Origin of the sequence: Janibacter zhangyanbonis (assembly GCF_050507325.1) — a bacterium.
Classification (GTDB): Bacteria; Actinomycetota; Actinomycetes; order Actinomycetales; family Dermatophilaceae; genus Janibacter.
On sequence record NZ_CP191481.1, the window covers coordinates 1479299 to 1492673 of the forward strand.

Below are 13375 nucleotides of genomic sequence, written 5' to 3' on the forward strand. Positions count from 1 at the left end.
CGGTCAGACCCGGGCGCCGTTCGTCGGGTCGTCGTCGCGACTCTCGGGCTGGCGCAGGACGAGGCAGACGAAGCCCCCGACGACCAGGCCGATGGCCACGGCGGTCGCCCAGCCGCCCACGGACGGGCGGGCGACGACGAGCCACACGAGCATCAGCGGGCCGAGGACGAGACCGAGCAGGGCGCCCCAGAAGAGCCGGTCGGTGCGCGGCGGCAGCGGGGCCGGGGGAGGCGGGGTGAAGCCCTCGCCGTCGTCGGCACTGCCCGGGTCGTCGTCCTGACCGAGGAGCGCATCGGCGACCGAGTGGGTCGGGTCGACGCGCCACGGCACCTCGCGCGCGGGCTCGGTGCGGGGCAGGTGGTCGCGCACGTCGCCCGTGCTCTGCCGTCGAGGTGGGAGCGGACGCGGCGGCTCGTCGGCGCGGTCGTGCTCGGGGGTGTCGGCCAGGGGCAGCTCGTCGTCCCAGCGGGCGACGATCGACGCGAAGGCCGCGTCGACGTCCTCCTCGTCTGGATGCTGTCGCTCCACCATGCCTGCTCCGTCGGTCCGTCCGCTCGTCCTCGCTCGTGGACAGTCTGGCACGCGTCACGGGGGCCGTCGTTACCGTAGAGTTCGCAGCGATCTGGAGGTGATGGAGCAGTGCTGTACTGGATTCTCAAGAGGATCGTCATCGGACCCGTGCTGAGGGTGCTCTTCCGACCATGGGTCGAGGGCCTGGAGCACATCCCCGAGGAGGGGCCGGCGATCCTCGCCAGCAACCACCTCTCCTTCTCCGACTCGATCTTCCTGCCCCTGGTCGTCGACCGCCGGGTGACCTTCCTGGCGAAGTCCGACTACTTCACCGGACCGGGCCTCAAGGGCTGGCTGACGGCGGCCTTCTTCCGTGGGGTCGGGCAGCTGCCGATCGACCGCAGCGGTGGCAAGGCGAGCGAGGCCGCGCTCCGCGCCGGCCTGCGCGTCCTCGAGGGCGGTGACCTGCTCGGGCTCTACCCGGAGGGCACACGCTCGCCCGACTCGCGCCTCTACCGCGGCCGCACCGGCGTCGCCCGCATGGCCCTGACGGCCGGCGTCCCGGTGATCCCCGTGGCGATGATCGACACCGACAAGGCGCAGCCGACCGGCCAGGTCATCCCCAACATCCGACGCATCGGCGTCAAGATCGGTGCACCGCTCGACTTCTCCCGCTACGAGGGCATGGAGGGCGATCGCTTCGTTCTGCGCTCGATCACCGACGAGATCATGTACGAGCTCATGCAGCTGTCCGACCAGGAGTACGTCGACATGTACGCCACGTCGATGAAGGAGAAGCTGCTCACCAAGGCCCGTCGCCGCGCCCGCGAGCTGCAGGAGGCGGCCCGTCCGGGCCGCGCCGTGCCCGAGCTCGAGGAGGGCCTCGACGCCGGCGACGCCAGCAACCCTTGGTCCGGCGAGGGCAAGGACGGTCTGTAGACCGTGGTCCTCGACCCCGGGGCGAGCGCGCTGCGTCGGCACTACAACCCGTCGCCGCTCATCGACAGCGCCGGAGGGCGGGGGCTAGCCCTCTACCGCTTCGTCGCACTCGTCTACGCGGCCGTGCTCGTCGGCGTCCACCGCGGTCACGTCGAGCTGTGGTGGCCGATCATCGCGTGGTTCGTCGTCGCGCTCGTGTGGTCGGTGGTCGCGCCGCTGCTGCCGCGACCGACCCGCATCGCCATCGCCGTCGAGCTGGCCATTGCGTGCGTCGGCATCTTCCTCACGAGCGAGGTCTACGACCCCGTCGAGGTCAGCGCCGGCATCTCGACCGTCCCGGGCGTGTGGAGTGCCGCGTCGGTCATGGCCGGCGCGCTGCTCACCGGGATCCGCGGTGGGGTCCTCGCGGCGACGGTCATCGCCGCCGCCAACCTCGTCCAGGCCGAGCACCCGGGCCAGCTGACCTGGCACAACATCTTCCTGCTCTACATCCTCGGCATCCTCGTCGGGCTCGCCGTGCAGCTCGCCCGCGAGAGCCAGAAGCGTCTCGAGCAGGCGCTCGCGATCAGCGAGCGGCTCGCCGAGCGCGAGCGCATCGGACGAGAGGTGCACGACGGGGTGCTCCAGGCCCTGGCGATGATCCACCGGCGAGGTCGTGAGATCGGCGGCGAAGGGGAGGCCCTGGCCGATCTCGCCGCCGACCAGGAGCGCTCCCTGCGCACCCTCATCACCCGCTTCGAACCGGCCACCTCCGGGCCGACCGCCGTGCCGGCGGACGAGGGCGACCGCCGTGACCTCGCTGCCGGGCTGGCCTCACTTCGCTCGGCCACCGTCGAGGTGGTCCTGCCCGCGGGACCCGTGCAGGTGCCGCAGCTCGTCGCCCGTGAGGTCGAGGCCGCCGTCGTCGCGGCGCTGGACAACGTCGCCCGGCACGCCGGTGACGGGGCTCGGGCCTGGGTGCTGCTCGATGCCGACGAGACCGGCGTCGAGGTCGTCGTCCGCGACAACGGTGTCGGCATGCCCGTCGACCGGCTCGTCCGGGCCGCCGACGAGGGCCGGCTCGGCGCGAGCAGCTCGATCCGCGGGCGGATGCTCGACCTCGGCGGCGACGCGAGCTGGCGCTCGCCGTCCACCGGCGGCACGACGGTGACCCTCACCGTGCCGACCACGCACATGGCAGGCTCCTCCTCATGACCGAGCCCGGCGCCCCCCTCACCGTCCTCGTCGCCGACGATCACCCGCTGTGGCGCGATGCCCTCGTGCGAGACCTCGAGGAGGCGGGCTTCGACGTCGTCGGCACCGCCGCCGACGGGCCCTCGACGGTGCGCCGCACGCGCGCGACGACGCCCGACGTGCTCGTCCTCGACCTCAACCTGCCGGAGCTGCGCGGCGACGAGGTGTGCAGGGCGATCAGCGACCTCGCGACCAAGGTGCTCATCCTCTCGGCGAGCGGCGAGGAGCACGACGTGCTCGCGGCGGTCAAGGCCGGCGCGAGCGGCTATCTCGTCAAGTCCGCCTCGCCGCAGGAGATCCGTGACGCCGTCACGGCGACCGGGGCGGGGGACGCAGTCTTCACCCCGGGCCTCGCGGGTCTGGTGCTCGGCGAATTCCGCGAGATGCGCACCCGCGCCCGCAGCGCGCCCGAGCCGGAGGCGAGCAGCTCGCCGGTGCCCGAGCTCACCGAGCGCGAGACCGAGATCCTGCGCTACGTCGCCATGGGCATGACGGCCAAGGAGATCGCGGCCGACCTCGTCATCTCGCACCGGACGGTGCAGAACCACGTGCAGAACATCCTCGGCAAGCTCCACCTGCACAACCGCGTGGAGCTGACCCGCTTCGCGATCAGCCGGGGTCTCGACCAGCCGGAGTGACCTCCCTTCGTCCTGCAGGTGGACGGGTCGCCGGTGCGGTGGCGGCTCGACCTATCCTTGGGTGGTGACCACCGCAGTGCCCACCTCCACGTCCGCCGCTGACGCCATCGCCAGCGACCTGCCCGCTGCCCAGCAGCCGAGCTGGCCCGACCGGGCCGCTCTCGACGACGTCGTGGCGACCCTCGGGAGCTATCCTCCGCTCGTCTTCGCGGGGGAGTGCGACGACCTGCGCGACCGGGTGGCCAAGGCCGCCGTCGGTGAGGCCTTCGTGCTCCAGGGCGGCGACTGCGCCGAGACCTTCGTCCACGCGACCGCCGACAACATCCGCGACCGGATCAAGACGATCCTGCAGATGGCCGCCGTGCTCACCTACGGCGCCGGCATGCCGGTCGTCAAGATGGGCCGCATGGCGGGGCAGTTCGCCAAGCCGCGGAGCAAGGACACCGAGACCCGTGACGGCGTCACCCTGCCCGCCTACCGCGGCGACATGGTCAACGACTTCGCCTTCACGCCCGAGTCCCGCGAGCCCGACCCCGAGCGGCTGCTGCGCGGCTACCACACGAGCGCCGCGACGCTGAACCTCGTGCGGGCCTTCACCCAGGGCGGCTTCGCCGACCTGCGCCGCGTCCACGACTGGAACGTCGGCTTCGTCTCCAACGCCGCCAACCGGCGCTACGAGGGGCTGGCCCGCGAGATCGACAAGGCCATGCGCTTCATGGCCGCGTGCGACGTCGACTTCGACGCGATGAAGACGACCGAGTTCTGGTCGGCGCACGAGGCGCTGCTCCTGGACTACGAGCGCCCGATGACCCGCGTCGACTCGCGCACCGGCGACCTCTACGACACCTCGGGGCACTTCCTGTGGATCGGCGAGCGCACCCGGCAGATCGACCACGCGCACCTCGACTTCGTCAGCCGGATCCGCAACCCCATCGGGATGAAGGTCTCCGACAAGGCCGACCCGGACGAGCTGCTGCGCATCATCGACCTGCTCGACCCGCACCGCGAGCCCGGCCGCCTGACCTTCATCACCCGGATGGGGGCGGGCAAGATCCGCGAGGCGATGCCGCGCATCGTCGAGCGGGTGCGTGACTCCGGCGCGATGGTCACCTGGATCTGCGACCCGATGCACGGCAACACCTTCGAGTCGGCGTCGGGCTTCAAGACGCGCGACTTCGAGGACGTCGTCGACGAGGTGCGCGGCTTCTTCGAGGTGCACCGCGCGCTCGGCACCGTCCCCGGCGGCCTGCACGTCGAGCTCACCGGCAACGACGTCACCGAGTGCCTCGGCGGCGCCGAGCGCATCCTCGACGAGGACCTCAACAAGCGCTACGAGAGCGTCTGCGACCCGCGGCTGAACCACCAGCAGAGCCTGGAGCTGGCCTTCCTCACCGCGGAGATGCTCAGCGAGGGCTGAGCCCTCTCGTTCGTCCTGCCGAAGACAGGGCCGCCCGCCGAAGGTGGGGTCGACGCTGGGGAAAAGTCCGGACCGCCTGGTCTGCCTCTCACGAGGCGCAGGCAGTCCGGACTTTTCCTTGATTCGCGTCGACCCCACCCTTCGTCGTGCTGGCGGCGGCGCCCCCCTTCGTCGTGCTGATGGTTGTGTGTTGAACCGGGAGTTCAGCGAGCCGGCGGCGCTCACCGGGCGCTTCCGGCACCCGGCGCTACCGGTTGACCACACAACCCAACCCGGGCGGGCTCTCCCCTTCGTCGTGGGCGGTCTCGTTGCGGGGCAAGGGGATTGGTGTCCCGGATGGCGAGACGCCCATCTCCTTCTCTTGCAGTAGGAGATAGTTCTGCGTAGGTTCGTCATCAGGTCACGAGATCCAGCGTCAAGCCCCGGCTTGCTGGGCGGCAACCCTCCACTCGCGGTGGGGTGCTCCGGGTGAGGACCTGGCTCCTGCCGTCGCGGCCGGAGCAAGCGCGAGGCACTCACCGGCCTCATGACAGGACGGACTCCCCATGAGCACCACCGCCCCGACCGCGCCGCGGTCGCTGCGTCCGGCGCTGCGGCGCCACGTCGACCTCCTGCGGGTCAACAGCGCCCTCTGTCGCTGACCTGAATCCGCATTGCCCAACGGCAATGCGCACCCCTGGCCGACCTCAGGGCTCTCACGCACCCTCCCACTCCCACCGCGGTGACGACCTCCCTTCGTCAGCCGTCGATCCGTCGTACCCACCTGCCCATCGAAAGGCACCCCCATGGCTGTCATCGCCACGATCTCCAGCTCACCCTCGACCACCTCCCGCACCGAAGCCGTGCTCGGCGACCTCGCCCACCGGGTCCAGCGCGCCGGGCACGTCGTGCACCCGATCGTCCTGCGGGACCTGCCCGCAGAGCCGCTGCTGCGGGCCGACGCCGAGCACGACGACATCGCCCGGGCCGCCTGCGCCCTGCAGCGGGCCGACGCCGTGATCGTCTCGACCCCGGTCTACAAGGCGGCCTACAGCGGACTGCTCAAGGCCTTCCTCGACCTCCTGCCGCAGACCGGGCTCAAGGACAAGGTGGTCCTGCCGATCGCCACCGGCGGCAGTCCCGCGCACGTCCTGGCGGTGGACTACGCCCTGCGGCCGGTCCTGGCGAGCCTGGCGCCGAGTGCGATCACGCCGGGGTGGTTCGTCCTGGCCTCCGAGGTCACCCGGTACGACGACGGCGAGGTGAGCATCGCCGACTCCGCGGCGGGTCCGCTCGCCGAGGTCACCCGCGTCTTCCTCGATGCCGTCGCCGGCCGCTCGCTCGTCGCGGCCGCTGATGCGGCGCACCGCGGTGAGCTCTTCGCGCACTCGGTGGCGGTGGCCTGATGAGCGCGCTCACCTCCCGCCGCACCGTCCTGCTCGGCCTCGCCGGTATCGCCACGACCTCCACCCTCGCCGGCTGCGCCCTGCCGTCGAGCGATGCCGCCGGCACCGCGCCCGGGGGCAAGGTCACCTTCCGCTACCAGGGCAGCGCCAACAACGTCACCTTCCCCGAGCTCGCCGACGACCTCGGCTACTTCAGCAAGGTCACCCTCGAGTACGTCGGCGCCACGGTGAGCGGTCCGCAGGACATCCAGTCCGTCGCGACCGGCCAGACCGACGTGGGTGGCGCCTTCTCCGGGGCCGTCGTCAAGCTCGCCGGGGCCGGCTCGCCGATCACCGCGGTCATCAACTACTACGGCTCGGACGAGACCTCCTACCAGGGCCTCTACGTGCGCAAGGACAGCAGGATCCGTGGGCCGAAGGACCTCGTCGGCGCGAAGATCGCCGTCAACACCCTGGGTGCCCACGCCGAGGCCTTCGTCGAGACCTGGCTGACGAAGGCGGGGCTGAGCGCCGCCGAGATCGAGCAGGTGCAGCTCGTCGTCCTGCCGCCCAACGACACCGAGGAGGCGATCCGCCGAAAGCAGGTCGATGTCGGCGCCCTGGGCGGGATCCTGCAGGACCGGGCCAAGGCCCAGGACGACATCCGCGAGCTGATCCGCGACGTCGACGTCCTCGGACGCGAGCTCAACGGCGGTCAGTACGTCCTGCGCGACGACTTCATCGCCGAGCACCCGGACGCGGTCCGCGACTTCACGACGGGTGTCTCCAAGGCCATCGAGTGGGCCCGCCGGACACCGCGCGCGCAGGTCATCGCCCGCTTCGAGCGGATCATCGAGGGCCGCGACCGCAACGAGACGACGGACAACGTCCGCTTCTGGAAGAGCACCGGCGTCCCGGCGAAGGGGGGAGTCGTCACCGACCGTGATTTCACCCAGTGGGCCGCCTGGCTCGAGAGCACCGGGATCGTCGACCGGGCCGACCTCGACCCCTCGAGCCTCTACACCAACGAGTACAACGACCTCGCGAAGGGGGAGCAGAAATGACCTCGAGCATCGAGCTGCGCCACGTCACCAAGGAGTTCGTCGTCCGCCCGACGAAGGACCAGCCCCGCGCGAGCGTGCTGCGGGCCCTGGAGGACATCAGCCTCACCGTCCCGGCGGGGGAGTTCCTCACCCTCGTCGGCCCGAGCGGGTCGGGCAAGACGACCCTGCTCGACCTCCTCGGCGGGCTGAGCACCCCGACGAGCGGCCAGGTCCTCGTCGACGGCGAGGCCGTCACCGGACCCGGTCTAAACCGCGGGATCGTCTTCCAGCAGTACGCCCTCTTCCCCTGGCGCACGGCGCTGGCCAATGTCGCCTTCGGCCTCGAGCAGCTGCCGCTCAGCCGCCGGGAGCGCACCGAGCGAGCCCGTCACTACCTGGCGCTCGTCGGCCTCGAGGGCTTCGAGGAGCGGCTGCCGCACGAGCTCTCGGGCGGCATGAAGCAGCGGGTGGCGATCGCCCGCAGCCTCGCCTACGAGCCGGGGATCCTCCTCATGGACGAGCCCTTCGCCGCGCTCGACGCCCAGACCCGCGAGCAGCTCCAGGACGAGCTGCTGCGCATCTGGCGCACGACCGGGACGACGGCCGTCTTCATCACCCACGGCATCGAGGAGGCGGTCTACCTCGGCCAGCGCGTCGCGGTCCTCTCCTCGCGGCCCGGACGCCTCAAGGCGGTCGTCGACGTCGACCTCGGCGACCGCGAGGGCGCGACGGACCTGCGCTCCGACCCCGACTTCGTCTCCTACCGGCACCAGGTCTGGAGCCTGCTGCACGACGAGGTCGAGCGCGCCCGCCGCGCCGGCCACTCCAAGATCCAGCCCGACGGCACCGAGAAGGCGGCCTGAATGAGCACCGCGACCCTGTCCCAGCCCACCACGGCACCGGCGGAGGTGTGGGTGTGTGGCACCGGGCGGCCACCTGACGGCGTCAGACGACGAGGATCGTGACCGTCGAGCCCTTGGGGGCGGTGCCGCCGCTCGGGCGCGAGGCGCGCACCTCGTCGAGCGGCCCGCCGAGGAAGGTCTGGACCGAGACCTTGAAGCCCGCCGCCTGCAGCTTGCTCGTCGCCGCAGAGCGGCTCAGGCCCTCGACCGACGGGACGGCGACCATCTCCGGGCCCTTGGAGACGGTGATCGTCACCGTCTCACCGGGAAGGAGGGTGCCGCTGCTGGGGGACTGGCTGATGACCGAACCCTTGGGCACGGTCGTCGAGTAGGCGTCGTCGGCGCGGGTGGCCTCGAGCCCGGCCTTCTCGATCGCGGTCGTCGCGGCCTCGGCGCCCTGCCCCGTCACCGTCGGCACGGCCACCGGCTCGGGGCCCTTGGAGACGACGAGGGAGACCTTGGCGTCGCGCTTGACCTCGGTGCCGGCGGCCGGCGAGGTCGAGACGACCTCGCCGGCCGGCACCTCGTCGTCGTAGGCCTCGGTCGTCGTGCCGAGCGCCAGGTGGCGGGAGCCGAGCGAGGTCCTGGCCTGCGCTGCGGTGCGGCCCGCCAGGTCGGGGACCTCGTAGCGCTCGGGACCCTTGGACACGACGACGGTGACGTCGGACCCCTTCGACAGCTCGGTGCCGACCGGCGGGTTGGACGTGATGACCTCGCCCTTGGGCACCTGCTCGTCGAAGGCCGTGGACTCGACGTAGGACAGGTCGCCGTCCTGCGTGACGCTGGCCTCGGCGTCGGCGCGGGAGAGGCCGGTGACGTCGGGGACGAGGACCGTGCTGCCGGGCCCCTCCTGCGTCCACCACCAGCCGCCGCCGACGGCGAGCGCGGCGACGAGCAGGAGTGCGGCAAGGGCTGCCGGCCACCGCTTCCGGGTCGAAGGGAGGTCCGCTGCGGTCGTCGAGGCACCGCCTCCGGCAGCACCACCGCCGTCGCCGGTCCGGATCGCCTGGGTCCGCTCGGGGCGCGGGTGCGCGACGGTCGCGGCCGCGCCGCTGCCACGCGCGGCGCCACCTCGTGACGTGCGGCCGCTGTCGTCGCCCTCGTCGGAGGGGACGACCTGCGGCCGTCGGTCCAGCTCCTGGGCCGACAGGCCGGCGCGCACGCGCTGCAGCTCGGCGAGGTAGGCGCCCGCGTCGCGCGGACGCTCGTCGGGGTCGCGGGCGGTGGCCAGCGCGACGAGGTCGTCGAGCTCCGACGGCAGGTCGGCCACCCGCTCCGACGGCAGCGGCACCGACCCGTGCACGTGCTGGAAGGCGACGTGGATCGGCGACTCGCCGTCGACCGCGCGCCCGCCGGTGAGCAGCTCGAAGAGGATCAGCCCGCACGCGTAGACGTCGCTGCGGGCATCGGCGATGCCGCGCTCGACCTGCTCGGGGGAGAGGTAGGCGACGGTGCCGAAGAGCACCCCGTCCTCGGCGGTCGTCGTCTGCGAGGTGACCGCCCGGGCCAGGCCGAAGTCGGCGACCTTGATGGCGCCCCGGTCGGGGATGAGGATGTTCTCGGGCTTGACGTCGCGGTGGATGTAGCCGGCCTCGTGGGCCGCGGCCAGCCCGGTGAGCACCGGCTCGAGGACGTCGAGCGCGGCGCGGACGGTGAGCGCGCCCTCGGCGTCGACCACGGCGCGCGCGGTGCGGCCCTCGACGTACTCCATGGCGAGGAAGACCTGACCGCCGTCCTCGCCCTGGTCGAAGACGGGCACGACGTTGGGGTGGCTCAGCCGTGCGGCCGAGCGGGCCTCACGACGAAACCTGGAGACGAAGGTCTCGTCCGCCGCGAGGTCGGGACGCATGACCTTGAGCGCGACCTCGCGGTCGAGCCGGGTGTCGGTCGCGAGCAGCACCGTGGCCATCCCGCCGTCGGCGAGGTGCCGCAGCACGCGGTAGCGACCGTCGACGAGGTCGCCGACGAGCGGGTGCGTGGATGCGGTGGTCACGCCCAAAGTCTAGGTTCGCCCCCTTCGTCAGCCCGTCACATCCGCGTCCGGAGTGCCTTGACGTTGGCGACGTACTGCTTGGTGTCGGCGTACATGCCGTGGGACTCGACCGAGGCGAGGCCCTGGTAGTAGCCGGCGATGGCGTCGGAGGTCGTGTCGGCCTGCTGGGTCAGGACCTTGAGCAGGAGCACGCCCGCGGTGATGTTGTCGTCCGTGTCGAGCAGGTCGAGCTCACGGCCCGCCAGCTGCGAGGTCCACTCACCGGTACTCGGGATGACCTGCATGGCGCCGACGGCATTGGCGACGGAGACCTGCCCCATGTCCCAGCCCGACTCCTGGTAGGAGATGGCCAGGGCGAGCGAGGGGTCGACGCCGTGCTGGCGGGCGATGCGAGTGATCTTGGCCCGGGTCTCGTCGCGGCTCGGCACACCGCGGGAGGCCAGGGTCGCGCGGTTGCGGTCGGCGGCGGAGACGATGTGGTCGGCGTAGGTGCGGCCGGCGAAGGTGTTCTTCGAGGTCTTCGCGGGGGTGGCCTTGCGCGGCGCGGAGCCGGTGACCTTGAGCTTGGTGCCCGGGTGGATGAAGTCGCTCGTGCTGATGTGGTTGAGCTTCGCCAGGCGGGTGACGCTCATGCTGCGGCGGGCGGCGATGCCGGAGAGGGTCTCGCCGGAGCGGACCGTGTGGGTCGACGTGGCGGCGGGGCGGGCCGTCGCCCGCTTGGCCGGCTTGGCGGCGACACCGGTGACGCGCAGCGTCTGCCCGGGGTGGATGAAGCCCTGGCCGAGGCCGTTGAGGCTGCGCAGCCGGTCGACGCTCATCCGGTGGCGGGCGGCGATGCCGGAGAGGGTGTCGCCGCTGCGGACGGTGTAGCCGCGGGTGCGGCCGGAGCGGGCCGGCTTGCGCACGGTGGACGAAGGGGAGGACGCGCCGGAGCGGCCCGGCACCGTCAGGCGCTGGCCCGGGTGGATGAAGTCGCTGGCGGCCAGGCCGTTGCGGGAGAGCAGGGCGCCGGGGGAGACGTGGTAGCGGGCGGCGATGTCGTAGACCGTCTCGCCGGAGCGGACGGTGTGGTGGCGGCCGCCGGCCGAGGAGGTGACGTGCGTGGTGGTCTCGGCGGTCAGGTCGACGGTCGGGGCCACGGGCGTGGCCGGCACGGGGACGATGAGCGGAAGGACCAAGGGGGACTCCGATGTTCGGGGCGCAGGGGACGCCCGGTGGGCAGCGGGGTGAGGTGCTGTGCCGAGACGCATGTTGTGCATGTGACTCGTGTGGCGTATGTGGTTTCGCTGTCGACGGTACCGAAGATCCGTGCCCGAGGCGGGATGAACGGCGTGGCGGGCCCCCTTCGTCGCTCGTGGCCGGGGCGGCTGACACACTGGCGGGCGTGGACGAGACCCCTGCCGTGGCCCCTGGACCGACCCCCGACGAGACGCAGTGGCTGACCCTGCCGGACGTCGCCGAGCGCCTCGGGGTGCGGCTGGGCGACGTGCGCCGCATGCTCGAGGAGCGTCAGCTGGTGGCGGTGCGTCGCGGTGAGCGCAAGGTGCTGTCGGTGCCGGTCGACTTCCTCGGTGAGGAGGGGCCGCTGCCGGAGCTCGCGGGGACCTTCACCGTCCTGTCGGACCATGCCTTCGCCGACGACGAGATCGTCGAGTGGATGTTTGCCCACGACGACACGCTGCCCGGTGGGTCGACCCCGATCGCGGCGATCCGCGCCGGCTTCAAGACCGAGGTGCGCCGCCGGGCGATGGAGGAGGCCTAGGCCTCAGGTGGCGCGGGCCGTCGTCGCGTCGACGAGCTCGGCGAGCACCTCGCGGGCCTCGTCGGCGATGCCGGTGGCCTGCTCGAGCGCATCGCGTGCGACCTGTGCGCCCTCGGCGATGTCGCGCTCGACGGCGTCGAGCGCACCCGTGGCGACGATGAGCTCGCGGAAGGCCTCGACCTCGTCGGTGCCCAGGTCCGGCGCGCCGAGCCACTGGTCGACCCGGGTCGCGGTGACGTCGTCGCCACCGGCGAGGGTGTGCGCGATGAGGACGGTGCGCTTGCCCTCGCGCAGGTCGTCGCCGGCGGGCTTGCCGGTGACCTCCGGGTCGCCGAAGACGCCGAGCACGTCGTCGCGCAGCTGGAAGGCCTCGCCGAGCGCCAGGCCGTAGCGGGAGAGGGCGGCGAGGTCGTCGGCGCTCGCGCCGCCGGCGGTCGCACCGATGAGCAGGGGGTGCTCGATGGAGTACTTCGCGCTCTTGTAGCGGATGACCTTGCGGGCCCACTCGATGCGCTCGTCGTCGGCGAGGTCGTGCCACGGGCGCATCGAGGTGACGATGTCGAGGAACTGCCCTCCCATGAGCTGGCCGCGCATCCGCTCGAAGACCGGACGGGCGGCGGCGAGGGCCGCGGTCGGCAGCCCGCTGTCGGCGTAGAGATCGTCGCACCAGCCGAGGCAGAGGTTGCCGGCGAGGATCGCGCCGGCGGTGCCGAAGCGCTCGGGGTCGCCGTGCCAGGCCCGCTCGGCGTGGGAGCGGGCGAGGGCGCGGTGCAGCGCCGGCTGGCCGCGTCGGGTCTCGCTGTCGTCCATGACGTCGTCGTGGATGAGCGCGGCGGCTTGGAAGAGCTCCATCGACGCCGCGAGGGTGATCGCCCCGTCGTCGTCGGGCTGCCCGGCGGCCCGCCAGCCCCAGTAGGCGAAGCCGGCGCGCAGCCGCTTGCCGCCCTGCAGCAGGCTACGGACGGGGGTGGTCAGGTCGACGACGTCGGGCCCGATCTCGGCGAGCTCGCCGCCCCAGCGGTCGAGCTCGGTGTCGATGCGGGCCTGGACGCGCGAGCGCAGGTCGGCGCGGTCCAGCGGGTGCGGCACGGGGGCTCCAGTGACGAAGGGGGCGGGGCGGGTGTCGGTGGTCCGTGGTCGGATCACCGGGTCGCGACCAGCCTACGTCGGGCGGGGTGGCCGGGGTTGACGGGGTGTCGGCACCCCGGGCTACTGTTGTTCGAACAGGTGTTCGAGCAGAAGGAGTGGTCATGGTCAGGCTCGTCGAGGAGGCCATCGAGGTGCGGGTGGGCGACCCGCAGCCGGCGGGTGGCGGAGCCCCCGAGCAGTTCCTGTGGCGGGGGCGGCTCTACCGGGTGACGGAGGTCGTCGACCACTGGCAGGAGCGGCACGCGTGGTGGCGCTCGACCGGTGAGAGGGCGCTCGCGCAGGTCCCGCTCGCCCGTGAGGTGTGGCGGGTGAGCGCCCAGCGGGGCCGGGCGAGCAGCCCGGGCGTCTACGACCTCGGGGTCGACGGCGACGGCACGTCGGGCGGGGCCGGCTGGCTCCTCCTGCGGACCCAGGACTGAGGCGCG

13 protein-coding genes and 1 riboswitch are annotated in these 13375 nt (G+C 72.3%); of the genes, 9 read left to right on the forward strand and 4 right to left on the reverse strand.

Features of this window, described 5'->3' with window-relative positions:
- Window positions 1-3: 3 nt before the first annotated feature.
- Window positions 4-531, reverse strand: coding sequence for a hypothetical protein (locus tag ACQBJO_RS07225; protein ID WP_421008562.1), 528 nt, complete (start codon window positions 529-531; stop codon window positions 4-6).
- Between the two features lie 108 nt (window positions 532-639).
- Here ACQBJO_RS07225 and ACQBJO_RS07230 point away from each other — a divergent pair, with 108 nt between their 5' ends.
- From ACQBJO_RS07230 to ACQBJO_RS07260, 7 genes are all read left to right on the forward strand, one after another.
- Window positions 640-1449, forward strand: a complete 810-nt coding sequence (locus tag ACQBJO_RS07230) for a lysophospholipid acyltransferase family protein (protein ID WP_421008561.1) — start codon at window positions 640-642, stop codon at window positions 1447-1449.
- Window positions 1450-1452: 3 nt separating this feature from the next.
- Window positions 1453-2643, forward strand: a complete 1191-nt coding sequence (macS, locus tag ACQBJO_RS07235) for a MacS family sensor histidine kinase (protein ID WP_421008560.1) — start codon at window positions 1453-1455, stop codon at window positions 2641-2643.
- The gene (locus ACQBJO_RS07240) at window positions 2640-3320 is read left to right on the forward strand and encodes a response regulator (RefSeq protein ID WP_421008559.1); all 681 of its coding nucleotides are present in this window, start codon (window positions 2640-2642) and stop codon (window positions 3318-3320) included. Before macS ends, ACQBJO_RS07240 begins: the two co-directional genes overlap by 4 nt.
- Window positions 3321-3384: 64 nt before the next feature.
- A complete protein-coding gene (locus tag ACQBJO_RS07245; protein ID WP_255186085.1) occupies window positions 3385-4737 on the forward strand; it encodes a class II 3-deoxy-7-phosphoheptulonate synthase in 1353 nt (450 codons plus the stop codon).
- Window positions 4738-5135: 398 nt separating this feature from the next.
- Window positions 5136-5250: riboswitch (SAM riboswitch) on the forward strand.
- Window positions 5251-5522: 272 nt separating this feature from the next.
- Entirely contained in the window at window positions 5523-6122 is a 600-nt protein-coding gene (gene ssuE, locus ACQBJO_RS07250; RefSeq protein ID WP_421008558.1) for an NADPH-dependent FMN reductase, read from the forward strand.
- Window positions 6122-7165 carry an ABC transporter substrate-binding protein gene (locus ACQBJO_RS07255; RefSeq protein WP_421008557.1) on the forward strand — a complete coding sequence of 348 codons (1044 nt, stop codon included), beginning with the start codon at window positions 6122-6124 and terminating at the stop codon, window positions 7163-7165. The genes ssuE and ACQBJO_RS07255 overlap by 1 nt, the downstream gene beginning before the upstream one ends.
- Complete coding sequence (locus tag ACQBJO_RS07260) at window positions 7162-8007, forward strand: ABC transporter ATP-binding protein (protein WP_421008556.1); 846 nt, start codon at window positions 7162-7164, stop codon at window positions 8005-8007. Before ACQBJO_RS07255 ends, ACQBJO_RS07260 begins: the two co-directional genes overlap by 4 nt.
- Before the next feature lie 82 nt (window positions 8008-8089).
- Here ACQBJO_RS07260 and pknB read toward each other — a convergent pair whose 3' ends face one another.
- Together pknB and ACQBJO_RS07270 are read right to left on the reverse strand one after the other, a co-directional pair.
- Window positions 8090-10039 (reverse strand): Stk1 family PASTA domain-containing Ser/Thr kinase, encoded by a 1950-nt coding sequence (gene pknB, locus ACQBJO_RS07265; RefSeq protein ID WP_421008555.1) that lies wholly within the window; start codon window positions 10037-10039, stop codon window positions 8090-8092.
- A 35-nt stretch (window positions 10040-10074) separates the two neighbouring features.
- Window positions 10075-11217 carry a LysM peptidoglycan-binding domain-containing protein gene (locus ACQBJO_RS07270; protein ID WP_421008554.1) on the reverse strand — a complete coding sequence of 381 codons (1143 nt, stop codon included), beginning with the start codon at window positions 11215-11217 and terminating at the stop codon, window positions 10075-10077.
- A gap of 206 nt (window positions 11218-11423) precedes the next feature.
- Here ACQBJO_RS07270 and ACQBJO_RS07275 point away from each other — a divergent pair, with 206 nt between their 5' ends.
- Window positions 11424-11801 (forward strand): Rv2175c family DNA-binding protein, encoded by a 378-nt coding sequence (locus ACQBJO_RS07275; protein WP_421008553.1) that lies wholly within the window; start codon window positions 11424-11426, stop codon window positions 11799-11801.
- A gap of 3 nt (window positions 11802-11804) precedes the next feature.
- Here the strand turns inward: ACQBJO_RS07275 and ACQBJO_RS07280 are convergent, their stop codons facing one another.
- Window positions 11805-12890 carry a polyprenyl synthetase family protein gene (locus ACQBJO_RS07280; RefSeq protein WP_255186332.1) on the reverse strand — a complete coding sequence of 362 codons (1086 nt, stop codon included), beginning with the start codon at window positions 12888-12890 and terminating at the stop codon, window positions 11805-11807.
- A 161-nt stretch (window positions 12891-13051) separates the two neighbouring features.
- On the opposite strand from ACQBJO_RS07280, the gene ACQBJO_RS07285 reads away from it, so the two are divergent.
- Window positions 13052-13369: a DUF6504 family protein gene (locus ACQBJO_RS07285; RefSeq protein ID WP_421008552.1), complete on the forward strand. Its 318-nt coding sequence runs from the start codon at window positions 13052-13054 to the stop codon at window positions 13367-13369.
- The last annotated feature ends 6 nt before the right edge of the window (window positions 13370-13375 follow it).